Source organism: Nonomuraea sp. NPDC002799 (assembly GCF_053592075.1).
Genome location: NZ_JBSFVA010000001.1, coordinates 286,301 through 308,608, shown reverse-complemented (window position 1 = coordinate 308,608; position 22,308 = coordinate 286,301). Strand labels below are relative to the sequence as shown.

Below are 22,308 nucleotides of genomic sequence, written 5' to 3'. Positions count from 1 at the left end.
CGGCACGACGAAGTGCCGGTTGCCGAAAGGATCGACCAGATGAAGATCGGCGTCCCCGCCGAGGTCAAGAACCACGAGTATCGTGTCGCCGCCACCCCGGCGGGCGTGCACGAGCTGGTGCGTCACGGCCATGACGTGCTCGTCCAGCGGAGCGCGGGCCTCGGCTCGCAGATCACGGACGAGGAATACCTTTCAGCGGGCGCGAAGATCCTCGACACTGCCGACGCCGTGTGGAGCGAGTCGGACATGGTGCTCAAGGTGAAGGAGCCGATCGCCGAGGAGTACCACCGGCTGCGCGAGGGCCTGGTCCTGTTCACCTACCTGCACCTGGCGGCCTCCCGCCCGTGCACGGACGCGCTGCTCGCGGCGAAGACCACCGGCATCGCGTACGAGACCGTCCAGGTGGGCAACGCCCTGCCGCTGCTCGCCCCGATGTCCGAGGTCGCCGGGCGGCTCGCGCCGCAGGTGGGCGCGTACAACCTGATGCGGTTCAACGGCGGTCGCGGCATCCTGCCGGGCGGCGTCCCCGGCGTGGCCCCGGCGAAGGTCGTCGTGATCGGCGGCGGCGTCTCCGGGCTGAACGCCGCGCAGATCGCTGTTGGCATGGGCGCCGACGTCACCGTCCTCGACACCAACATCGACCGGCTGCGTTTCATCGACGCGATCTACCAGGGCCGGCTCAAGACGCTGGTCTCGACGTCGTACGCGATCGAGCAGGAGGTCCTCCAGGCCGACCTGGTCATCGGCGCGGTGCTGATCCCCGGCGCCAAGGCTCCGACGCTGGTCTCCAACGACCTGGTCGCGCGGATGAAGCCGGGCTCGGTGCTCGTCGACATCGCCATCGACCAGGGCGGCTGCTTCGAGGACTCGCGCCCGACCACGCACGCCGAGCCGACGTACAAGGTGCACGAGTCGGTCTTCTACTGCGTGGCCAACATGCCGGGCTCGGTGGCCAACACCTCCACCTACGCCCTGACGAACGCCACCCTGCCGTACGCCGTCAAGCTGGCCAACCTCGGCTGGCGCGAGGCGCTGAAGGCCGACCCGGCGCTCGCCGCCGGGCTCAACACGCACGACGGCCTGCTGACCAACGCGCCGGTCGCCGAGGCACTCGGCCTGCCGGTCACGCCGGTGTCCGAGCTGGTCTAGCCCGACTGGAGGGCACGGCGCTGCGGTCGTGCCCTCCATGTCGTCTGCCGGCGTCAGTGCACGCCGAGTCTGCGGCGCAGCTCGCGGGCGGTGGTCAGGACGTACTGGATCTCGCCCGAGCTGGGCCACGGGCCGCTGCCGGGGCGCAGCAGCGTGCCGCGCACCGCCGCCAGGTGCTCGATCGCGCTCGCGTGCACCCCGCTGCGCACCACCAGCCAGCCGACCACGTCGGAGTGGTCGTGCAGCGGCCTGGTCACCAGATCCCACGTGGCCAGCACCTCGGCGAGGTCGGCCACGGACAGGGAGACGTCGCCCCGGCGCCCGGTCGCGGCCGCGGCCAGCTCCGCCCTGGCGATCAGCTCCGGCTCGGCCTGGCGGCTCCAGGCCGGCGGCGGCGGGTCGGCCAGCCACTCCTGCGCCTCGCCCAGCTCGCCGGCCACCGACAACAACCCGCCCAGCTCGACCGCGGCCCGGTGGTGCCCGGCCCGCGCGGCCTGCCGGAACCAGTGTTGCCCGCCCGCCATGTCGCCGAACTCCGCGATCAGCAGCAGCCCGTAGTTGAAGGCCGACTCGGGGTCCCCACCGGCCGCCGCCCGGCCGAACCAGTGGCCGGCCGCCGCGCAGTCGCCCAGCTCCACGCAGACGAAGGCGGCCATCCGCTGGCCGTCCACCCGCCCGGCGTTCGCCGCCCGCTCGAACCAGGCGCGGGCCGTGCGCAGGTCGCCCCTGCTCAGCGCGACGCCGCCGAGCTGGAAGGCGGCTCCCGGATGCTCGCTCCTGGCGGCCAGCCGGTAGTAGGCCTCCGCGCCTTCGGGGTCGCGGCCGGCGTGCAGGTAGAGGCCCATGCAGTAGGCCGAGTCCGCGTGACCGCCCCTGGCCGCGTACTCCCACCAGCGCGCGGTCTCCGCGTCGTCGCCCGAGGAGTAGGCCAGGATGCCCAGGTCGTAGGCCGAGGCCATGTCGCCGTCGCCGGCCGCCCTGCGGTGCCACTCGCGGGCCGCCACCAGCTCGCCCGCGTCCTCGCAGAGCAGCGCCAGCCGGCGCGTGGCCGTCCGCGACCCGGCCAGGGCCGCGCTCTCGAACCACCGTCTGGCCGCCTCGACGTCGCCGCGCTGCTCCAGCAGGAGCGTCGCCAGGTTGGCCGCCGCCTCGGCGTCGCCGGTGGCGGCGGCGATCTCGTACCAGGCCACGGCGTCCTCCAGGCTGCCGTGTTTCTCGTGCCAGACCCCCAGGTTGTACGCGCTGTCGACGTTTCCGCCCGCGGCCGCCCGCTCCCACCAGAGCTTGGCGGACCCGCGGTCGCCGTGCTGGGCGTAGAGCTTGCCGAGCCGGTGCGCGGCGTGCGCGTCGCCCGCCTGCGCGGCGGCCATCAGCTCGGACTCGTCCCCCACGCGTGGCGCGGGAACGGACGGAACCGCCACCTCTCCATGCCAGGCCATGGCGACCAGACTCGCATGTGATCGCCCGATCGCGAACAGTAATCGCCGCAAGGCGCTACGAGAAGTTGATGAACCCGGTGTACATGCCCATCCCGCAGACGTAGCGCAGGGACCCGGGCCGCTGCGGCGGCAGCCGCACGGTGGCCGGCAGGGCGACGTCGTGGTCGCCGATGGAGACGGTGCCCGTGCAGCCCCGGTCGGCCACCTTGAAGATCACTTCGACGGGTACGCCCGCGCGCGCCGTCACCATGGCGGGCCGGTAACCCTCGCGGGTCGCCCAGACGACGACGGTCGTGGCCCTGGATCCGGACCCGGCCGCCGGGGCGGAGACGAGGGGGGAGAGCCAGCCGCCCAGGTTGATCCCGGCGCCGGCGGTCCAGAGCCCGGCGGCGATCGCCGCGATCCCGGCGAGCCTGGCCAGGCGGGTGCGCGAGACCCGCCGCAACACGTAGCCGAGGAGCGCGAACGCCGGAGCCGTGCCGAGCACGAACCCCGTCATGGCCGCGGCCCCCGACAGCGGGGAGCCGCTGGAGATCGCGACCATCTCCACGCCGAGCGTCACGCCGCAGGGCACCAGGACGGTGGCCGCGCCCAGCAGCGGCGCCTGGTAGCGCGAGACCTCGCGCTCGGGCGGCGTGGCGCAGTGGCCGCGCCGCAGCAGCCGGATCGCGAAGACGATCACCGTGACGCCCGCCGCGACCAGCAGCACCGCGCGGGCCCGCGGCGGCAGGCTGACGGCCGAGCCGAGCAGCCCGAGCAGTGCCCCCGCCACGGTGTACGAGGCCAGCCGCCCGGCCAGGAACCACCCCACCAGCACGGGATCGCGGCCATGGCAGTGGCCGACCAGACCCATCAACAGCCCGCCCTGCGCGGCGGCGCACGAGGCGGTGCCCGCCACCAGCCCGGCGGCGACTCCACCGGCGAGCAGGGTGGCGGCCTGGGCGCTCAGTGGACGAGTGCCAGGGTGTCCAGGGATCCGCTCTTGGCGGCCTCCACGATGGAGCTGAACTGGTCGAGGCTCATCTCCACCCGCTGCCCGAAGTCGTCGGTGATGACCACCTGGCGCTCCTCGGGCGCGTTCTGATCGACGAACAGTTCGGGGCAGCCACAACTGCACTGGCCGCAGAATCTGGCGATGGACCGCATTCTTGTCCCCACTCTCTATGAAGCTGTATACGAAACGTAACGCGGCTCCCTGGATGCGGCCAGTGACAGTTATTGCACTTTTAGTGACGTTTAGGGTGGGCTGCCCCGGAGCACAGACCCCTTTTCGGGTCAGGCCGCCATGCGGTCGCGCACGGCCGTCCGGTCGATGCCGAGCTGGTCGATCAGCTGGGCCACCGGGTCTTGGCGGCTCTGGGCGAGCAGGGCGAGCACCAGGTGCCGGGGCGCCTCCACGGGCCGGGTCTTCGCCGTCGTGGCTTTGATGGCCTGGTTGACGACCGCGCGCGCGCTCGACGTGAACGCGGTGCCGGGGATGCGCGGATGCTTGCGCGGCGGGCGCTTCGGCATCTCACCGACCTCCAAGCCGAGCATGCGCAGCGCCGCCCGGTCGAGCTCGTCCAGCGCCGCCCGCGCGGCGGCCACGTCCACACCCAGCGCCCGCGCGGAGTCGCCGTGGTGCAGGGCGCCGAGCAGCAGGTGCTCGGTGCCCAGCCGCCGGTCTCCGCGCAGTCGCGCCTCCTCCAGCGCGGCTTTGACGACCACCGCGAACGCGCTCTTCTCCCAGCCGAACATCTCGCGCCTCACTTCCCGTATTTCGCGTGCACCGATTGCCGCGACATGCCGAGCGCGTCGCCGATCTGCTCCCAGGTCCAGCCCTGCTCCCTGGCCGTCGCCACCGACACCGCCTCGACCTGCTCGGCCAGCCGGTGCAGTGCGCCGACCGCCCGCAGGCCCATGGCCGGGTCGTTCGACCTGATTCGCTCAGACAGCTCTCTCACGTCCACGGTGTCAGGCTAGCTTGACAGCGGCAGATGTGTCAATCTAGCCTGACAGGCATGGAAGACGTGGTGATCGTGGGGGCCGGCCCCGTGGGACTCATGCTCGCGTGCGAGCTGGGTCTGGCGGGGGTCCGCCCCATCGTGCTGGAGAAGAGATCGACGCCCAGCGAGATGCCCAAGGCCAACGGCCTGGGCGGGCAGATCGTCGAGTTGCTCGACCACCGTGGGCTGCTGGAGCGCTTCAGTGCGGGCAGCGGGTTCTCGGGGCGCGCCCCGGGGTTCCCGTTCGGCTCGGTGGCGCTGCGGTTCGACGGGCTGGACGACATGGCGCTGCGGCTCCTGCTGATCCAGCAGCCGCGACTGGAGCGGCTGCTGGCCGAGCGGGCGGCGGAGCTCGGAGCCGAGATCAGACGCGGATGTGAGGTGACCGCCCTGGCCCAGGACGAGAACGGGGTGACGCTCACCCTCGCGAACCCCCGGCCCGGCGACGGCCGTGGCGAGGTTCGGGCCCGCTATGTCGTGGGTTGTGATGGTGGGCGTAGCCGGGTGCGGGAGCTGGCCGGCATCGCGTTTCCCGGCACCACCGACGACGAGGTGATGCGGCTGGGCCACTTCAAAGCGGAAGGGACCGTGAGCCCGTTCGAGTCCCCGCTGCCGGAGGATCTGCGGCCCGGCTGGAACCGGACCCCGCACGGCCGCCTGCTGCTCACCTCGCTCCACCAAGGCGTGCTCATCGCCGGCGTGCGGGAGAAGGGCGAGGCGCAGGAGGGTCCGGTGACGGCGGCGGACTTCGGGGCCGCGGTGCGCCGCGTGCTCGGCAGGGACCTGCAGCTGGGCGAGCCGATCTGGTTGTCGAGCACGGCCGCGCAGGCGCGGCTGGCCGAGCGGTACCGGGCCGGGCGGGTCTTCCTGGCGGGGGACGCCGCACACCTGTTCCCGGCGGGCGGCTCGTCGCTCAACGTCGGGATGACGGACGCGGCCAACCTCGGCTGGAAGCTGGCCGCCGGGCTCCGGGGACTGGCGCCGGACGGGCTGCTGGACACCTACGAGTCCGAGCGGTGGCCGGTGGGCGAGCGCACGCTCATGCAGACCCGGGCGCAGGCGGCGATCGATCGGGTGGACGGCGCGGACGGCGAGGCGTTGCGCGCGCTGCTGACGGAGGTGTTCGCCTACGAGCAGCCCGCCCGCCACCTGGCCGCGCTGCTACGCGACGCCGACATCCGCTACGCCGGAGGGGCGGGGCATCCGCTGGTCGGGCGGTTCCTGCCCGAGCTGCCGCCGGCCGGCGGGCGGCGGGTGGCCGGGCTGCTGCGGGAAGGCCGCCCCGTGCTGCTCGACTTCGGCGGCGGGGCCGTGCTCGACGACGACTGGATCGACGTGGTCGCAGTCCACTCCGAGGACCCGCCCGCCGACGCGCTGCTGATCCGCCCCGACGGGTACATCGCCTGGGCGGGCACGGAGGGCCTGGCGGACGCGGCGCGGAAGTGGTTCAGAGCCAGCCCGGTTTGACCAGACCCGACTCGTACGCGATCACGACGAGCTGGGCCCGGTCGCGGGCGTGCAGCTTCATCATGGCCCGGCTGACATGGGTCTTGGCCGTGGCCGGCGACATGAACAGCTTGGCCGCGATCTCGTCGTTGGTCATGCCGGTGCCGACCAGGGCCAGCACCTCCCGTTCGCGCTCGGTGAGCAGGTCCAGGCCGTCGGTGGCGATCGGCGCCTTGGCGCGGGTGGCGTACTCGGCGATCAGGCGGCGGGTGACGCTGGGCGACAGCAGCGCCTCGCCCGCCGCCACCACCCGGACCGCCTGGATCAGCTCGGCCGGCTCGGTGTCCTTGACCAGGAAGCCGCTGGCGCCGCCGCGCAGCGCCTCGAAGACGTACTCGTCCAGCTCGAACGTCGTCAGGATGATGATGAGCGGCCCCGGCGGCATCTGCCGGGTGGCGGTCAGGCCGTCGGTGCCGGGCATGCGGATGTCCATCAGCACCACGTCGGGCCGGTGCTCGCCCGCCAGGCGCACGGCCTCGGCTCCGTCGGAGGCCTCGGCCACCACGGTCATGTCCGGCTGGGCGTTGAGCAGCGCCTTGAAGCCCGCCCGGACCAGCGCCTGGTCGTCGGCCAGCAGCACGTTGATCATGAGGTCTCCTCGGGTAGGGGCAGCTTGGCCTCGACCTGGAAGCCGGCGCCCCCGGGTCGCGGACCGGCGATCAGGGTGCCGCCCAGCGCGGTGGCCCGCTCGCGCATGCCGGGGATGCCGTTGCCGCTGCCGGACTCCGACAGGACGGAGGCCGTGGTCGCGCCCGTGTCGGCCACCCGGACGGCCAGCTCGGCCGCGCCGTACTCCAGGCGCACGCTCACCTGCGAGCCGGGCGCGTGCCTGGCGGCGTTGGTCAGCGACTCCTGCACGATCCGGTACGCGGCCCGCTCCACCTGGGACGGCAGCGGGCGGGAGCCGACCCGCTTCATGGTCACCGCCAGGCCGGACCGCTCGACCAGGTCGTCGAGCCGGTCGAGCCCGGCGGTGGGCGAGCGGGGGGCGCCTTCGCGCAGCACGTTCAGGACGGAGCGCATCTCACCCAGAACCTCCTTGGACGCCGTCTTGATGGCGGCCAGAGCGGATCTGGCCTGGTCGGGGTCGGCGTCGATGAGGTGCAGCGCGGTGGACGCCTGGACGTGGATGAGCGAGATGTTGTGCGCGAGCACGTCGTGCAGCTCCTGGGCCATGGTCAGGCGCTCCTCGCTGGCCTGCCGCCTGGCCTCCTCCTCGGCGATCCGGTCCCGCTCGGCCCGCCGCTCCTTGACGATCCTGATCAGCTCGGCCACCACCATGAGCAGCAGGATGAAGGTGAGGATCCACACGCTGTGGAAGAGGTCGCGGTTGCCGACCAGCCAGGCGTAGCCGAGGAACGACACCAACGTCATCCCCGCCATGCTCCAGGCCATCAGCCGCCTGCCCCGGGTGACCAGGAGGTACAGCAGGACACCGGGGCTGATGAAGCTCGGGCCGTAGGCGTACCCGGCGACCAGGAACAGGTCGCAGGCGGCCAGCGCGGCGGCGGTCGTGAGCAGCGGGAAGCGGCGGTGCAGGAGGATCGCCAGCGGCCCGGCCAGCAGCAGCGCGTACGCGTAGGGGTCGAGCGGCTCCCGGGTCGCCTGCTGTCCCCAGGAGGCGCCCTTGCCGAGGACGAACTGGGCGGCGGCCACGATGAGGGCGAGATAGGGGTCGAAACCGTACTTACGGCGCACACCCCCCACGCTAGATGACCCCTCTGACCAGCGCATCCTCCCTGCGTGTGAGGGGGCCCTACCGCGCGGGGCGTAGCTGGGCCAAGGTGGACACCATGCGCCGAGTGATCGTTCCCGCAGCAGCAGTCCTCATCTCACTCGTGCCGGCGCCCCCCGCGCTGGCCGATCCGCCGCAGAAAGTGCCGGTCGCCGAGGGGTACGGCGGCGCCGTGGCCACCGTCGACCTCGACGCCAGCAAGGCCGCCGTCTCCGTGCTCAGAAAAGGCGGCAACGCCATGGACGCCGCCGTCGCCGCGGGCGCGGTGCTCGGCGTCACCGAGCCGTACTCGGCGGGCCTGGCCGGCGGCGGCTTCATGGTCTACTACGACGCCAGGCAGCGTAAGGTCTTCACGATCGACGGCCGGGAGACCGCCCCGCAGGCCATGACGTCGACCACGCTCGAAGGCATCCCGTTCGAGGAGGGCGTCACCAGCGGCCTGTCGGCGGGCGTGCCGGGCACGGTCGCGAACTGGGATCTGGCCCTGCGCAGATTCGGCACGATCTCGCTCGAACGGGCCTTAGAGCCCGCGATCGGCGTCGCGTCCAAGGGCTTCGTCGTGGACCAGACGTTCTACGACCAGACCGCCGCCAATGCCGCCCGCTTCAAGGACGTCGCCACCACGGCCAAGCTCTACCTGCCGAACGGAGCCCCGCCGCCCGTCGGCTCGGTCTTCAAGAACCCCGAGCTCGCCGCCACCTATCGCGAGCTGGGCAGACGCGGCCCGAGCTGGCTGTACGGCGGGCAACTCGGCAAGGAGATCGTGGCCACCGTCAAGCGGCCCCCGCTCACCCCCGGCGCCACCCGCAACGTCCGGCCGGGCCTGATGGAGCTGTCCGACCTGCGCGCCTACCGCGCCCTCCTGCGCGAGCCCACCAAGGTCTCCTACAACGGCATGGACGTCTACGGCATGGCGCCGCCGTCCTCCGGCGGCTCGACGGTCGGGGAGGCGCTCAACATCCTCGAAGCCGTGCCCGAGGTCGGCCTGCACGAATACCTGGAGGCGTCCAGGTTGTCCTTCGCCGACCGCGGCAAATACGTCGGCGACCTCCCCGGCGTGCCCCTGCGCGAACTGCTCTCGGACGGCTTCGCCAAGGAGCGCGCCTGCCTGATCGGCGACAGGGCGCTGACCAGCCCGGTCGCCCCCGGCAGCCCGGACGGCTCGTACGAGTCCTGTCCCCAGCCAACCGGCAGCGCCACCCCGATCGCGGACGAGGGCCCGGAGACCACCCACCTGGTCGTCGCCGACCGCTGGGGCAACGTGGTCGCCTACAACCTGACCATCGAGTCCACCGGCGGCAACGGCATCGTGGTGCCGGGCCGTGGCGTGCTGCTCAACAACGAGCTGACCGACTTCACCTTCGGCCCCGCGCCCGGCGACCCGAATCTGCCGGCCCCGGGCAAGCGGCCGCGCTCGTCGATGGCGCCGACGCTGGTGTTCGACCACGGCCGGCCGGTGCTGGCCGCGGGCTCGCCGGGCGGCTCGACCATCATCACGACCGTGCTGCAGATCCTGGTCAACCGCTACGAGTTCGGCATGAGCCTGCCCGACGCGCTGGCCGCGCCGCGCGCCACCCAGCGCAACACCGCGCAGACGCAGGCGGAGCAGGCGTTCCTCGACGAATACCGGGCCGAGCTGGAGGCCAAGGGCCACGTCTTCGTGCTCAACCCGGAGATCGGCGCCGCCACGGCGCTGGAGTTCCGCGGGCGGGGCCGGATCCAGGCCGTGGCCGAGCCGTCCCGGCGCGGCGGCGGCAGCGCGCTGGTGGTGACGCCCGCTCAGTAGATCAGCTCGTACGCGCCGGGTTTCACCTTCCTGGTACGCGCCCAGTACTCGAAGGTAAAGCCCGGCCAGATCGTCCGGTTCACTCCGTGCTCGTCCAGATACCAGGACGTGCAGCCGCCGGCGTTCCAGACCAGCGGGTCGAGCCGTTCGCGCAGTCCGCGGTTGTAGGCCCGCTGCGCGGACGGCCGGACGTCCAGGGCCCTGGCCTGGGTCCTGGAGAGCAGGCGCAGGCATTCCAGGACATAGTGGATCTGCGACTCGATCATGAAGACGACCGAGTTGTGGCCGAGGCCGGTGTTGGGGCCGAGCAGGAAGAACAGGTTCGGGAAGCCCGAGGTGGTGATCCCGTGGTAGGCCTCGATGCCGTCCTGCCAGGCGTCCTGGATCTTCAGGCCGTTCCTGCCGGTGATCCGCTGGTCGGTGAGCGCGTCCACGACCTTGAAGCCGGTGCCGTAGACGATCACGTCGGCCTCGTGCTCGACGCCGGCGGCGTCGGCGATCGAGTGCTCCCTGATCTCCGTGACGCCGTCGGTGACAAGTGTGACGTCGTCCCTGGTCAGGGCCGGATAGTAGTCGCTGGAGATGAGGATGCGCTTGCAGCCGATCAGATAGCCGGGGGTCAGGCGGCGGCGCAGCTCCGGGTCGGGGACCTGCGCCTCCAGGTGCCTGAGCGCCAGCTTCTCGTGCACCTTCATCAGGCGCGGGTCCACGGCGAAGCCGAGCGCCCGGCTCTCCAGCGCCCAGTAGACGCCGTAGCGCGCGGCCCTGGCCAGGCCCGGCAGGCGCAGGGCGCGCCGCGCGCGGGGCGGGATGGCGAAGTCCGGCTTGGGGTGCAGCCACGGGGCGGTGCGCTGGAAGACGGTCAGCTTGCTCGCGACGGGCGCGATCCGGGGGACGAACTGCACGGCGGAGGCGCCGGTGCCGATGACGGCGACGCGCTTGCCGGTCAGGTCGATCGAGTGGTCCCACTCGGCGGAGTGGAAGGCGGGCCCACGAAACACCTCACGTCCCGAAATATTGGGGAATGACGGGATATGGAGGGCGCCGATCGCCGACACCACCGCGTGCGCGCGCAGCGTCTCGCCGTCGTCCGTGCTGATCGACCAGTCCCGGGCGGCGTCGTCGTACTCCAGGGCGGTGACGCGCTTGCCGTGGCGGAGGTGGGGCGTGATGCCGTACGTGTCCGCGCACCTGCGCAGGTAGTCCCGGATCTCCTGCTGCGGGGCGAACATCCGGGACCAGCCGGGATTGAGCTCGAACGAGAAGGAGTACATGTGCGACGGCACGTCGCAGGCGCAGCCGGGATAGGTGTTGTCGCGCCAGGTGCCGCCGGGCTCGCCGGCCTTCTCCAGGACGGCGAAGTCGTGATAGCCGGCCTGCTTGAGCTTGATGGCCATGCCGATCCCGGCGAAGCCGGCCCCGATGATCACTAATCCTGGCACTGGACCTCCCGGAGGCCGCTTATTGGACACTTCATCCAATGTATGGAGCGCCGCTTGATCGAGTCCAGGTGATGAGAATCACAACCCGGGAACGCCGAAAACCCGCCACGGCCTCCGCGGCGGGTGTCCTGCCTGCCGGGCTAACGCAGGAGGAGGAAAGCCGCGACGCCGATGATCACGATCGCCACGACGATCGCGATGATGGGCACCAGGGGTGACTTCTTGGGCTTGGCCGTGGCCTCCTGCTCGCGCGCGTCGGCGAACGCGCGGAAGGCCTGGGTGTTGCCCGCAGGGTCGATGTGCTGCTGGTCAGACATGGCCAGCAGCCTAGCGTGATCGCCTGCGTCGTTTGCGGAGTTTGCCGTGATCTGTAGCTAAGGGCTGATTAGGGGACCGGCCCACCTGGCGGATAGTTTTGACGCATGCTCAGGACCCTGTTCTCGCCCCGCATCGTGGGGCTGCACCTGCTGACGATCGGGGTCCTCGTCGCGTTCATCTTCCTCGGGCGCTGGCAGCTCGGCGTCTTCCAGGATTCGGGCAAGCCGCAGTCCTCCTCCGACCCCGCGCCCGTCGCGGTCGCCACGCTGGCCCGGCCGGGCTCGCAGATGGCCGCCGACGCCGTGGCCCGCCGGGTCACCGCGGCCGGCGTCTACGAGGCGGGGCGTCAGCTGCTGGTCGCCGACCGGCGGGCCGACGTCGACGCCCCCGGCGGCAACGTCTCGCGTGACCATGGCTACTGGGTGCTGACGCCGCTCAGGCTCGACGACGGCACGCTGATGCCGGTCGTGCGGGGCTGGGTGGCCAGGAGCGACGACGCGGCGGTGGCGGCCGTGCCGGAGGGCCGGGTCACGGTGGCCGGGCGGCTCCGTCCCCAGGAGGGCACCGACAGCGTGCAGCGGCGCGCGGAGGGGCTGCCCGCCGGCCAGGTGCAGACCGTGTCCACCGGTGAGCTGATCAACCTGTGGACGGGCCAGAAGGTGCGCACCGGCTATGTCGTGGCGCAGCCGCCGTCCGGCTCGCTCGCGCAGGTCAAGAGCGCTCCACCCGCGGTGGGTGGCACGCTGACCTGGCGTAATCTGGCTTATGCGGCAAATTGGTGGATCTTTGCTGGATTCGCCGTTTTCATGTGGTTCCACTTCGTCCGCGACGCCGTGCGGGCGGATCGGGACCGTGGCAAGTCCCCTGAGATGGCTCTGGAAGGTTGACATCGTGGAATCGGCACTGAAGCCCTTCCGGGCGCTCGCCTACGTCGTGGGCGTCATGCTGCTCGTGCTCTGCGTCGCCATGGTGCTGCGCTACGGCTTCGGCGAGGCGTCCCTGTCGAAGATCATCGCGCCCATCCACGGCGGGCTCTACATGATCTACCTGATCACGGTGATGAATCTGGGCATGAAGGCACGCTGGTCGTGGCCGTACATGCTCGGTGTCATGCTCGGCGGCACGGTGCCGTTCCTGTCGTTCTACATCGAGCGCAGGGTGACCCAGCGCGTGCAGGGCGCCCTGCCCACCGCGGCGGAGGCCTGACCGCAGGCCCCCGCCGCCGGGGTCAACGGCCGAGGCCGCGCCTGCGGGATCTCTTGAGCCGCTCGCGCTGCGACGGGTCGAGCATCAGGTAACCGACCACGGGGGCGGCGACCACGCCGAGAAAGACCAGCAGCGCGAACCACCCAGGGAGAAAGATCCACGAGAGCAGGACCGCGGCGCCGGCGCCAATGGCGTACTTCTGAATTGGCGACATCCTCTACTTCCTCCGAACGCGGAGCGCGCGCCCCGCCTCTCCCACATTCTGCTTCTCCTGTGCAACGGATGGAGCCATGGCTTGGTTCCGTGTCGCGATGTATCTCAAATGTTGCGTGTGCCGCTGATCGTTTCGAGGTCGCGGCGGAGCTCGTCCAGAGTGGGACGTTCCATCGGATCGCCCGACAACAACCGGAACAACACGGGAGCCAGCGCTCCCGCGCGGGACAACGACGCGCCGGGCGCGGGCGGCACGCCCTCGACGGCGGCGAAGAGCGTCGCGCCTAGCGACCACAGGTCGGCGGCCACCGTGCGGGCGCCCTCGGGCGCCGTGTAGGCCGGGAGCGTTCCCGAGCCGAGCAGCGGGATCAGCCGGGCCCGGCCCGCCGGGTCGATCAGGACGTTGCCCGGGTGCACCCCGCCGTGGAAGCCGCTCCCGGCCCGCAGCCGGTCGAGCACGGCCAGCCCGACCTCGGCGACCTCGGCGGGCGGCAGCGGGCCCGACTCCGCGACCAGCGCGTCCAGCGGGCGGCCCGTCGACAGGTGTTCGAGCGTCTCGCGCACCACCTCGGCCGGCGGCGGCCCCGCCGGGTGCAGCATCGCCCTGATCAGCGACCTGAGCGGGTCCGCGCCCGCGGCGGGCAGCTGCCCCGGCGGGCGGCCCTCGACCGCGAAGTGCAGCGTGGCGGCCAGCGACCACAGGTCGGCGGAGGGCAGCACGCTCAGGCTCGGGAACCCGAACCCGGTCAGCACGGCCCGGCCGGTCGGGGTGAGCAGCACCTTGCCGGGGTCGATGCGCCCGTGCACGATGCCCGCGGCGTGCGCGGCGCTCAGCGCCGCCAGGACGCAGACGCCCACCCTGGCCGCCTGGGTGATCGGGAGCGGGCGGCGCGAGCGTACGGTCTGCTCCAGCGACGCCCCCGAGACGAACTCCATGACCAGCCATGGCACGCCGTCCTCGACCACCACGTCCAGCACCCGCACGATGCAGGGATGCCGCAGCCCGGCGGCCCGGCGCGCCTCGTCCAGCGCGACGTCGCGTAACTCGGCCGGAACCCGCAACTCCCTGACCGCGACGTCGCGGTGCTCCGGCTCGTCGAAGGCCAGGCGCACGGAGCCCGCGCCCAGGGGGTTGAGCAGCCGGTAGCGACCCGCGAGCTTCCTGGTCTCTGCCATGTCGAAGTGCACGATAGCGCCCGCGTGCGTGCTTAGGCCATCACGCCGAGTCGCCGGCCAGCCAGGCTTCGTGCGCTTCGTGCACCTTGCGCCAGAGCTGCTCCTTCTCCTCGGCGTTCACGTCGTCCAGCGGCAGCCCGAAGACGTCCGCCAGCGCCGCGTAGTAGTCGCCCGCCGTCGCCAGGGTGACGGAACTGGCGCGGTGCCCGACGCGGCCGAGGACGGGCCCGCGCAGCAGGTCCACGCCGGACGCGTCGCGCCGCGCGACCGTGGCCACCCGGACGAAGCCGGACGTCGGCGCGGTGGTCAGGTGCCGGTGCATGTCGGTGAAGGCGGACATGCCGGTGGGTTCGAGGCCGAAGTCCATGCCCTCGAACGAGCCGCTCGGGTCGTGCTCGAACCGCCAGCCGCCGGGCGCCACCTCCGACGGGCGCAGGACGTAGGTGAAAGGGCCCTGCTCGTACGTGCCGGCCACCAGCGGCAGCGGCTCGTGCAGTGCGTCGCCGAGCCCGAGGTCGGCCAGCCACTCACCACCCGGGTTGCCGTCCGTGGGCAGGCCGCGCACGGTCAGCACCAGGTGGTTGGCGGTGATGGCGGGCGCGCTCCGCCGGTTCTGCACGCCGCCGACGTGCCGGGTCACGTCGTAGCCGAGCGCGCCGATCAGCTCGGAGAAGGCGCCGTTGAGGTGATAGCAGTAGCCGCCGCGGCCCCCGATGATGCGCTCGGCCGACTCGACGGGATCGACGGTGGTGGGACGGCCCAGCCAGATCTCCAGCGCCTCGTACGGGATCTTCTCGATGTGCGCGACGTGCAGCTCACGCAGGGCCTCGGCGCTGGTGGGAGCGCCCAGCAGGTGGGACAGGCCGAGGCGGCGGAGGTATCCGGCAGTGTTCACCTGCCAAGTCTGCACCGTATGTGCACGAATAAAGGAGTGTCGTCTGCACAGTGCGCTTCTAGGCTTTCGTACGTGGCAGAGCAGCGACGCATCCTCGTGGTCGAGGACGACAAGACGATCGCGCTGGCCGTACGGAACAGGCTGGCCGCCGAGGGCTTCGATGTCCGGGTGGCCGGCGACGGGCAGGACGCCCTCGTCCAGTACGGCAAGGCGGATCCGGATTTGGTGGTCCTCGACCGGCTGCTGCCGGGGCTGGACGGGCTGGAGGTGTGCCGCAGGATGCAGGCCGCCAGGCCGGTGCCCGTCCTCATGCTGACCGCGCTCGGCGACGAGACCGACGTGCTGGTCGGGCTCGGGGTCGGGGCGGACGACTACCTGGCCAAGCCGTTCAGCATGCGGGAGCTGGTGGCCAGGATCCACGCGCTGTTGCGGCGGGTCGATCGGGCGGCCCAGCTCGCGATGGAGGACACCGTGATCAGGGTGGGCGAGGTGGAGATCGACACGGCGGCGCGCCGGGTGTTCGTGCGGGGGGCGGAGGCGCAGCTCACCAGGACCGAGTTCGACCTGTTACGGCGGCTGGCGGAGCGTCCTGGGCAGGTGTTCGAGCGCGATCGGCTGTTGTCGGACGTGTGGGGGTTCTCCGAGGCCGCGGCGACGAGGACGGTGGACAGCCACGTCCGGGCGCTGCGCCGCAAGCTCGGCTCCGACGTGGTGCGCACGGTGCACGGCGTCGGCTACGCCCTGGTGCGGCGATGAGCCCGGCTGCGGTGCGCGAGGTGCGGCCGAGCCCGGTCGCGTGGGCGCGGGTGCTCTCGTGAGGCCGCTCGACTTCCTCGGCCGGATCAAGGTCAAGCTGGGCATCGTCATCGTGCTCGCCGTGGGGACGGCGTTCGCGGTGAACGAGGTCGGCATCAACTCCGGCGCCTCGCGCGAGCTGCGCATCGCGGTCGCGGTGATCCTGGCGTTGATCATGGTGCAGCTGCTGGCCATGGGGATGACGAAGCCGCTGCGCCAGATGGCCAGCGCCGCCCAGACGATCGCCAAGGGCCGCTACACCCTGCGCGTCCGGGCCACCTCGCGCGACGAGGTGGGGGAGCTGGCCAGGGCGTTCAACGCGATGGCCGCCGACCTCGGCGAGGTGGACCGCCAGCGGCGCGAGCTCGTCGCGAACGTCAGCCACGAGCTGCGCACCCCCATCACCGGCCTGCGCGCGGTGCTGGAGAACGTCGTGGACGGCGTCTCCGCCCCCGACCCCGTCACCATGCGGACCGCACTCGCCCAGACCGAGCGCCTCGGCCGCCTCGTCGCCCAGCTCCTCGACCTGTCACGGCTGGACTCCGGCGTACGCCTGATCGAGCCGGAGGCCGTCGCGCTGGAGCCGCTGATCGAGCAGGCGGTCCGCGAGGCGTCGATGGTCCGCGAGGACGTGACGATCAACGCGTCGGCCCCCGCCTACCTGGCCGTGCGCGCCGACCCCGACCTGCTCGCGCAGGTCCTGGCGAACCTTCTCGACAACGCGGTACGGCACAGCCCGCCCTCCGGGGTGGTCACCGTGCGCGCCACGGCCTCGGGGGACGACGGCGTGCGGGTGGCCGTCACCGACCTGGGGCCGGGGATCCCGGTCTCGGCCAGGGGGCGCGTGTTCGAGCGCTTCTCCCGGCTGGACACGGGGCGGACGGCCGACTCCGGGGGCGCCGGGCTGGGGCTGGCCATCGTGAAGGAGATCGTCGAGCTGCACGGGGGTTCCATTCGCATCGACGAGTGTGCGGGGTGCCGCATGGTCGTCGAACTACCAGGGAGGACGACGATGGCGGACGCGCCGTTAGAGGGCGAGCGGAGCACGGTGGATGAGGGGCGGCTGGAGCCTTCGCCGGTTGCGGACCGCTCCGAAGCCTTCGGTGAGAGCGCTGCTGTTGCGGCGAGGGCCGCGAAGGCGGCCGACCGCACGCCGGTCGACACCCCCGCAGGAGCGGGACTCGCGTCCGGCGATCTCGTGTCCGGGCCTCGCGTGTCCGGGGATCGCGTCTCTGAGGATCGCGTGTCCGGGGATCTGGTGTCTGGGGGCCTCGTGTCTGCGGGGCACTCGAACGTCGCGGGCGATGCCAGGCCGGGCGTCGGTGTCGCGGTGGGCGCCACCTCCGGCGCCGGCGTCGCGGCGGGTGGATCCGTGGCCGGTGGTGCCGGGATGAGTGGTGCCGGGGTGGGTTGGGCCGGGCCGAACCCGGCGGGTGGGTACGGCCCGAACCCGGCGGGTGGGTACGGGCCGCTCGCGCCGCCCGCGGGCGGCGGGCTGGGCAGGATGGTCGGCGGCGGCGTCATCGGCCTGCTGGTGGGCTTCCTGGTGGGCATGTTCGGCGCGGTGTTCGTCAGCGTGACCTTGGGCGACGGCCTGGCGCTCATCACCCTGATCATGTGCACGGCCGTGATCGGCGCGATCGGAGCGTCCATGGGCGCCGGGTCAGGACGCAGGGCGGCGGCGGCCTATCAGATGGCCCAGATGGCCCAGGGCCCTCACGCGGTGCCCGGGACCCAAGCGACGGCAGGAACACACGTGACAGACATGACACCCAGGACCGACATGACTCCCGGGACGCCGGTGCCTTCCGGATCGCCGGTGACTTCCGGGACGCACGTGACACCCGGGACGCACATGACGCCCGAAACACCCGGGACATATGTGGCATCGGCGACCCAGGTAGCGTCCGGGATGCATGTGGCATCATCCGCGTCTCAGGGAGCGTATGGGACTCACATGACGGCGGGGGCGCAGGGCGCGCAGGGGCCGGGGTCGTACCGGAGTCAGACGCCGCCGCCGTACGTGCCGCCGCCGCTCTTCCCCAGGCCCGAGCTGCCCGATCCGCCCCGCTGGCTGCTGCCGGGGGCGGCGGGGGCCGGCGTGGTCGCCGCGGTGGCGTTGCCCGAGGCGCAGGTCGGGCTGGGGATCGTGCTGGTCGCGATGGTGCTCGGCGCGGCGGCAGTGCCCGCCGTGACGCGGCGGATGACGCCGTGGACGGTGGTGTTCGGGGCGACCGCGTACCTGCTGATCTCGATGGCGGCGGTCCGCGACGCCGACTGGCTGGTCGCGATCCTGCTCGTGGCGGGGGCCGCGCTGGGCGCGCTGGCGGTCTCGGGAGCGGGCGCTGGGTGGCTGGGCGTGATCAGGGGCGGCGCGTCCGTGCTGCTCGCGCTGGGGCCGGTGCCGTACTTCCTGGCCAAGCCGCTGAAGCGGCTGACGGCCCGGCGGCGCGTCATGCCGATGCTGGCGGCGCTGGGTATCACGGGGGTGCTGCTGCTGGTGTTCGGGCTGCTGTTCGCCTCCGCGGACGCGGTGTTCGCCTCCTACGTGGAGCGGCTGACCACCACGCCGGCCTGGGCGGAGTCGGTTCCCGCGCGGATCTTCCTGTTCGCGCTGGGCGGCGTGCTGCTGGCGGCCGTGGTGCTGGTCGCACTCCGGCCCGTGGTCGACCCCGTGGGGCCGGGGGCGAAGTTCGCCGTCAGCAGGAGCGTCTGGATGTTGCCGCTCACGGCGGTGAACCTGCTGTTCGCCTCGTTCGTGGCGGTGCAGATCACGGCGCTGTTCGGTGGCAACACCTTGGTGCTGAAGACGGCCGGGCTGACCTACGCCGAGTACGCCAGGCAGGGGTTCTTCCAGCTCGTGGTGGTCAGCGTGTTCGTCATGGGGATCGTGGCGGTCGCGGGCGGGCTGCTGCGGGTCGAGCGGCGCGAGCGGTGGTTGCTGGCCGGGCTGCTCGGGGTGCTGTGCGGGCTGACGATGGTGGTGCTGGCCTCGGCGTTGCACCGCATGAACCTCTACACCGAAGCCTACGGACTGTCCCGTCTGCGCCTGTCCGTGCAGGCCACGGTCTGGTGGCTGGGCGCGCTGTTCGCGCTGGTGCTGATCGCGGGAGCGGTACGGCTCACCGGCCGCCGCTCCGGCTGGCTACCGCGGACGATCGTGCTGGTCACCGGGATCGGCCTGGCCACGTTCGCCTTCGTCAACCCCGACCTGCAGGTCGCGCAGACGCAGGTGGAGGTGCGCGGCATCACCAAGATGGACTCCGACTACCTGGGCGACCTGGGCGCCGAGGCAGTGCCCGCGCTGGACCGGCTGCCCGAGCCGCAGCGCAGTTGTGTGCTCGCCGACGTGGTCAGGGCCAACGGGCTGGACCGGCCCGATCCGTGGAACGGCTGGAACCTGGCCCGCGCCCAGGCGCGCGACCTGCTGGCCGAGCGGCCCGTGGTGAAGGCGGTGAGCTGCGACCCGGTGTTCTCGCGTAGCACCTCTGATTGAATCTCGGGGTGAGCTACGACGTGATCATCAGCGGCGGTTGGGTGCTCGACGGGACGGGCGCCCCGCCGTACCGGGCGGACGTGGCGATCGGCGGTGACAGGATCGCGGCGGTCGGGAGGCTGGACGGGGCGTCGGCGCAGACCGTGATCGACGCCACCGGGCGGTATGTCGCGCCGGGCTTCGTCGACTGCCATGCCCACGGTGACGCCGCCGTTTTCGAGCCCGGCGTGCAGCTCGCGGCGCTGCGGCAGGGGGTGACCACGTTCGTGCTGGGGCAGGATGGTCTGTCTTTCGCGCCCGGTTCGGCGGAGACCGTCGCCTATGCCTCCCGCTACTTCGCCGCCGTGAACGGGCCGCTGCCCGGGGGAGCGTCGTCCGGGGGAGCGCTGTCCGGCCTGGGGTTGACCGAGGGGCCGTTGACGGTCGGCGAGTTGCTCGACGAGTACGACCGCGCGACCGCGCTGAACACCGTCTACCTGCTGCCCCACGGCACCATCCGCTACGACGTCATGGGGCCCTCGCCCGATCCGGCCTCGCCCGGCGACCTGGCCGCGATGGTGCGGCACATCGAGCGGGGGCTGTCGGAGGGGGCGGCCGGGTTGTCGAGCGGGCTCGAATACCTGCCGGGCCGCTACGCCTCCGCCGAGGAGCTGGCCGCGCTCTGCGAGCCGCTCGGCGCCCTCCCGTACGTCACCCACATGCGTGCCTACGGCGTGCGGGCCGGGCTGGGCATGGCGGAGGTCGTGGACATCGCGGGGCGCTCCGGCGCCGCCGTACACGTCTCGCATCTGCACGGACCCGCGCCCGTGCTGCTGCCGCTGGTCGAGGAGGCGCTCGGCAAGGGGGTGGACCTGACCTTCGACACCTACCCCTACCTGCGCGGCAACACGATCCTGGCGATGGTCGTGCTGCCGCCGTCCGTGCCGGGCGCCGAGACCGACCTCGCGCTGGAGATGATCGCCTCGCCGGAGCTGGACGACTGGTGGCCCACGCTGGCCGACACGTGGCCCCGGCTGACCGTCTCGCACGCACCCGGGCTGGAGTGGGCCGAAGGGCTGACCATGGTGGCGGCGGCCGAGCGGGCGGGAGTGATGCCGGCCGAGTTCTGCCGCCTCCTGTTGACGGAGACGCGGCTGGAGGCCGGGGTGGTGTCCGCCCGGCCCGACGAGGGGCCGGAGGGGGAGGAGTCCGTACGCCGGATGTTGCGGCACCCCTCGCACACCGGCGGCTCCGACGGGATCTATGTGGGCGGTCATCCGCATCCGCGCGGGTTCGGGGCGTTCGCCAGGTTCCTTGGCCGGCATGTGCGGGAGCTGGCGGACTGGACGTGGGAGCAGGCCGTGGTGCACCTGGCTTCGCATCCGGCCCGTCGCTTCGGGCTGGCGGACCGGGGGCTGGTGCGGGGTGGGTTCGCGGCGGACTTGGTGGTGTTCGATCCGGCTGTGGTGGGGGATCGGGCGACGTACGCGGCGCCGCGCACGCTGGCGGCCGGTGTGGACGACGTGATCGTGTCCGGGGTGCGCGTGCTGGCCGGTGGCGAGCTCACCGGAGCCACACCGGGTCGCGCCCTGCGACCGTGACGCCGGGGCGCGCCTGGCGACCGTGAGGGCGGGGGGCGCTGCGACCGTGAGGCCGGGGGGCGCTGTGGCCTTGGGGTTCGTGCGGACTGGGATAGGGTCGGACGCGGACGAAAGGGGTGCCGTGATCCTCGGCCAGTCGGTCTTCGACGGCGGGCTCAACTTTCCGCTGATGGTGGTGCACCGTGACGCGCTGCGGCACAACGTCGCGACGATGGCCGCGTTCGCCCGCGATCACGGGATGGAGCTGGCACCGCACGCCAAGACCCACATGTCCGCTGAGATCGCCACCTGCCAGCTCGAAGCGGGCGCCTGGGGGCTGACCGTGGCGACGCCGCGGCAGGCCGAGACGGTCCGGGGCTTCGGGACCGGGCGCATCATGGTGGCCAACCAGGTGGTCGATCCCGCCGGGCTCGACTGGGCCGCGGGCGAGCTGGCGCGAGATCCGGCGTTCGAGCTGCTGAGCTTCGTCGACTCCGAGGCCGGGGTGGACATTCTCGCCCGGCACGCCGCGTCCCGGCCGTTCCGGGTGCTGGTGGAGCTCGGGCACGAAGGCGGGCGGGCCGGGTGCAGGACGCTCGACGAGCTGCTGAAGGTCGCGTCCTACACGCAGGCGGCGCCCGGTGTCGAGCTGGCGGGGGTGGCCGGATACGAGGGGTCGCTCAAGACGGCCGACGAGGTCCGGGCCTATCTGGGCTCGTTGCAGGAGGCCGTCGAGCACGTCCGGGTCAGGAACCCGATCCTGTCCGTGGGCGGGAGCCAGTGGTTCGACGTGATCGGGCGCGAGCTGGCCGCCACCCAGGCCAGGATCCTGCTGCGCAGCGGCGCGTACGTCAGCCACGACGACGGCTACTACCGGGAGCGCACGCCGTTCAACCGGATCGAGGGCGAGCTGCGGCCGGCCCTGGAGGTGTGGGCGCACGTGTTGTCCACGCCCGAGCCCGGGCTGGCGATCGTGGGGCTGGGCAAGCGGGACGCGCCCTACGACGAGGGGCTGCCCGTTCCGCGCGACGGCGGCGTCACCATCGTCAAACTGCAGGACCAGCACGCCGTGGTGCGCGCCGACGGGCTCAAGCCAGGCGACCTGCTGGCTTTCGGCATCTCCCATCCGTGCACCGCGTTCGACAAGTGGCGTGTGCTGCCCCTGGTGGACCGGGATTACCGTGTCGTAGGCACGATAAACACCAACTTCTAGGGAGATCTCGTGAAAAAGGAGCTCAAGACCACGGAAGGTGCTGCCCCGATCGGCGCCTACTCGCAGGGCCTCGTGGTCGGCGACTTCGTCTTCACCTCCGGCATGGGCCCGGTCGACCCGCACACCGGTGAGATCACCGGCGACGACGTGGCCGCCCAGACGCACCAGGTCATGCGCAACCTCGGCGCCGTCCTGGCCGCTCACGGCCTCGGCTTCGACGACGTGGTCAAGTCCACGGTCCACCTGCAGCACCTCAAGCGCGACTTCGCCGCCTACAACGAGGTGTACAAAAGCTATTTCAGCCAGCCCTTCCCGGTGCGCACCACCGTGGGGTCCGAGCTGATGAACATCCTGGTGGAGATCGACTTCGTCGCGCACAAGAGCGCTTAAGGTCA

22 protein-coding genes are annotated in these 22,308 nt (G+C 72.0%); 10 read left to right on the top strand and 12 right to left on the bottom strand.

Features of this window, described 5'->3' with window-relative positions; genetic code table 11:
* The first annotated feature begins 39 nt into the window (after positions 1 to 39).
* A complete protein-coding gene (gene ald, locus ACWD0F_RS01350) occupies positions 40 to 1,149 on the top strand; it encodes an alanine dehydrogenase (RefSeq protein WP_449871609.1) in 1,110 nt (369 codons plus the stop codon).
* A gap of 53 nt (positions 1,150 to 1,202) precedes the next feature.
* Here ald and ACWD0F_RS01345 read toward each other — a convergent pair whose 3' ends face one another.
* The 5 genes from ACWD0F_RS01345 to ACWD0F_RS01325 all read right to left on the bottom strand — a co-directional run bounded on the left by ACWD0F_RS01345 (position 1,203) and on the right by ACWD0F_RS01325 (position 4,537).
* Complete coding sequence (locus ACWD0F_RS01345) at positions 1,203 to 2,588, bottom strand: SEL1-like repeat protein (protein WP_449871607.1); 1,386 nt, start codon at positions 2,586 to 2,588, stop codon at positions 1,203 to 1,205.
* 55 nt (positions 2,589 to 2,643) lie between these two features.
* Positions 2,644 to 3,486, bottom strand: coding sequence for an urease accessory protein UreH domain-containing protein (locus ACWD0F_RS01340; RefSeq protein ID WP_449871605.1), 843 nt, complete (start codon positions 3,484 to 3,486; stop codon positions 2,644 to 2,646).
* Between the two features lie 47 nt (positions 3,487 to 3,533).
* Positions 3,534 to 3,734, bottom strand: coding sequence for a hypothetical protein (locus tag ACWD0F_RS01335; RefSeq protein WP_449871603.1), 201 nt, complete (start codon positions 3,732 to 3,734; stop codon positions 3,534 to 3,536).
* 129 nt (positions 3,735 to 3,863) lie between these two features.
* Positions 3,864 to 4,337: a Clp protease N-terminal domain-containing protein gene (locus ACWD0F_RS01330; RefSeq protein WP_449871601.1), complete on the bottom strand. Its 474-nt coding sequence runs from the start codon at positions 4,335 to 4,337 to the stop codon at positions 3,864 to 3,866.
* Complete coding sequence (locus ACWD0F_RS01325; RefSeq protein WP_449871599.1) at positions 4,334 to 4,537, bottom strand: hypothetical protein; 204 nt, start codon at positions 4,535 to 4,537, stop codon at positions 4,334 to 4,336. The genes ACWD0F_RS01330 and ACWD0F_RS01325 overlap by 4 nt, the downstream gene beginning before the upstream one ends.
* Positions 4,538 to 4,588: 51 nt before the next feature.
* On the opposite strand from ACWD0F_RS01325, the gene ACWD0F_RS01320 reads away from it, so the two are divergent.
* Complete coding sequence (locus ACWD0F_RS01320) at positions 4,589 to 6,040, top strand: FAD-dependent monooxygenase (RefSeq protein ID WP_449871597.1); 1,452 nt, start codon at positions 4,589 to 4,591, stop codon at positions 6,038 to 6,040.
* Here the strand turns inward: ACWD0F_RS01320 and ACWD0F_RS01315 are convergent.
* On the bottom strand, positions 6,021 to 6,668 hold the full coding sequence (locus ACWD0F_RS01315; protein ID WP_449871595.1) for a response regulator transcription factor: 648 nt from the start codon (positions 6,666 to 6,668) through the stop codon (positions 6,021 to 6,023). The two genes, ACWD0F_RS01320 and ACWD0F_RS01315, sit on opposite strands and share 20 nt — an antisense overlap.
* A complete protein-coding gene (locus ACWD0F_RS01310) occupies positions 6,665 to 7,777 on the bottom strand; it encodes a sensor histidine kinase (protein WP_449871593.1) in 1,113 nt (370 codons plus the stop codon). Before ACWD0F_RS01310 ends, ACWD0F_RS01315 begins: the two co-directional genes overlap by 4 nt.
* A gap of 95 nt (positions 7,778 to 7,872) precedes the next feature.
* On the opposite strand from ACWD0F_RS01310, the gene ACWD0F_RS01305 reads away from it, so the two are divergent.
* Positions 7,873 to 9,600 (top strand): gamma-glutamyltransferase family protein, encoded by a 1,728-nt coding sequence (locus ACWD0F_RS01305; protein WP_449871591.1) that lies wholly within the window; start codon positions 7,873 to 7,875, stop codon positions 9,598 to 9,600.
* Here ACWD0F_RS01305 and ACWD0F_RS01300 read toward each other — a convergent pair.
* A complete protein-coding gene (locus ACWD0F_RS01300; RefSeq protein WP_449871589.1) occupies positions 9,594 to 11,042 on the bottom strand; it encodes a flavin-containing monooxygenase in 1,449 nt (482 codons plus the stop codon). The two genes, ACWD0F_RS01305 and ACWD0F_RS01300, sit on opposite strands and share 7 nt — an antisense overlap.
* A 140-nt stretch (positions 11,043 to 11,182) precedes the next feature.
* Entirely contained in the window at positions 11,183 to 11,359 is a 177-nt protein-coding gene (locus tag ACWD0F_RS01295; RefSeq protein ID WP_449871587.1) for a hypothetical protein, read from the bottom strand.
* Positions 11,360 to 11,464: 105 nt separating this feature from the next.
* On the opposite strand from ACWD0F_RS01295, the gene ACWD0F_RS01290 reads away from it, so the two are divergent.
* Together ACWD0F_RS01290 and ACWD0F_RS01285 are read left to right on the top strand one after the other, a co-directional pair.
* Complete coding sequence (locus ACWD0F_RS01290) at positions 11,465 to 12,247, top strand: SURF1 family protein (RefSeq protein WP_449871585.1); 783 nt, start codon at positions 11,465 to 11,467, stop codon at positions 12,245 to 12,247.
* Between the two features lie 4 nt (positions 12,248 to 12,251).
* A complete protein-coding gene (locus ACWD0F_RS01285; RefSeq protein ID WP_449871584.1) occupies positions 12,252 to 12,566 on the top strand; it encodes a DUF3817 domain-containing protein in 315 nt (104 codons plus the stop codon).
* 22 nt (positions 12,567 to 12,588) lie between these two features.
* On the opposite strand, the gene ACWD0F_RS01280 is transcribed toward ACWD0F_RS01285, so the two are convergent.
* The 3 genes from ACWD0F_RS01280 to ACWD0F_RS01270 form a co-directional block, all read right to left on the bottom strand.
* A complete protein-coding gene (locus tag ACWD0F_RS01280) occupies positions 12,589 to 12,780 on the bottom strand; it encodes a hypothetical protein (RefSeq protein WP_449871582.1) in 192 nt (63 codons plus the stop codon).
* Positions 12,781 to 12,884: 104 nt separating this feature from the next.
* Entirely contained in the window at positions 12,885 to 13,955 is a 1,071-nt protein-coding gene (locus tag ACWD0F_RS01275; protein WP_449871580.1) for a protein kinase domain-containing protein, read from the bottom strand.
* A gap of 40 nt (positions 13,956 to 13,995) precedes the next feature.
* The gene (locus tag ACWD0F_RS01270) at positions 13,996 to 14,850 is read right to left on the bottom strand and encodes an arylamine N-acetyltransferase family protein (protein ID WP_449871578.1); all 855 of its coding nucleotides are present in this window, start codon (positions 14,848 to 14,850) and stop codon (positions 13,996 to 13,998) included.
* A 72-nt stretch (positions 14,851 to 14,922) separates the two neighbouring features.
* On the opposite strand from ACWD0F_RS01270, the gene ACWD0F_RS01265 reads away from it, so the two are divergent.
* The 5 genes from ACWD0F_RS01265 (at position 14,923) to ACWD0F_RS01245 (ending at position 22,303) form a co-directional block, all read left to right on the top strand.
* Positions 14,923 to 15,606: a response regulator transcription factor gene (locus ACWD0F_RS01265; protein WP_449871576.1), complete on the top strand. Its 684-nt coding sequence runs from the start codon at positions 14,923 to 14,925 to the stop codon at positions 15,604 to 15,606.
* Positions 15,607 to 15,664: 58 nt separating this feature from the next.
* Positions 15,665 to 19,141 carry a DUF4153 domain-containing protein gene (locus tag ACWD0F_RS01260; protein WP_449871574.1) on the top strand — a complete coding sequence of 1,159 codons (3,477 nt, stop codon included), beginning with the start codon at positions 15,665 to 15,667 and terminating at the stop codon, positions 19,139 to 19,141.
* 8 nt (positions 19,142 to 19,149) lie between these two features.
* Positions 19,150 to 20,721 carry an N-acyl-D-amino-acid deacylase family protein gene (locus ACWD0F_RS01255; RefSeq protein WP_449871573.1) on the top strand — a complete coding sequence of 524 codons (1,572 nt, stop codon included), beginning with the start codon at positions 19,150 to 19,152 and terminating at the stop codon, positions 20,719 to 20,721.
* A 121-nt stretch (positions 20,722 to 20,842) separates the two neighbouring features.
* Complete coding sequence (locus tag ACWD0F_RS01250; RefSeq protein ID WP_449871571.1) at positions 20,843 to 21,913, top strand: alanine racemase; 1,071 nt, start codon at positions 20,843 to 20,845, stop codon at positions 21,911 to 21,913.
* 9 nt (positions 21,914 to 21,922) lie between these two features.
* Positions 21,923 to 22,303 (top strand): RidA family protein, encoded by a 381-nt coding sequence (locus ACWD0F_RS01245; protein WP_449871569.1) that lies wholly within the window; start codon positions 21,923 to 21,925, stop codon positions 22,301 to 22,303.
* Positions 22,304 to 22,308: the final 5 nt, after the last annotated feature.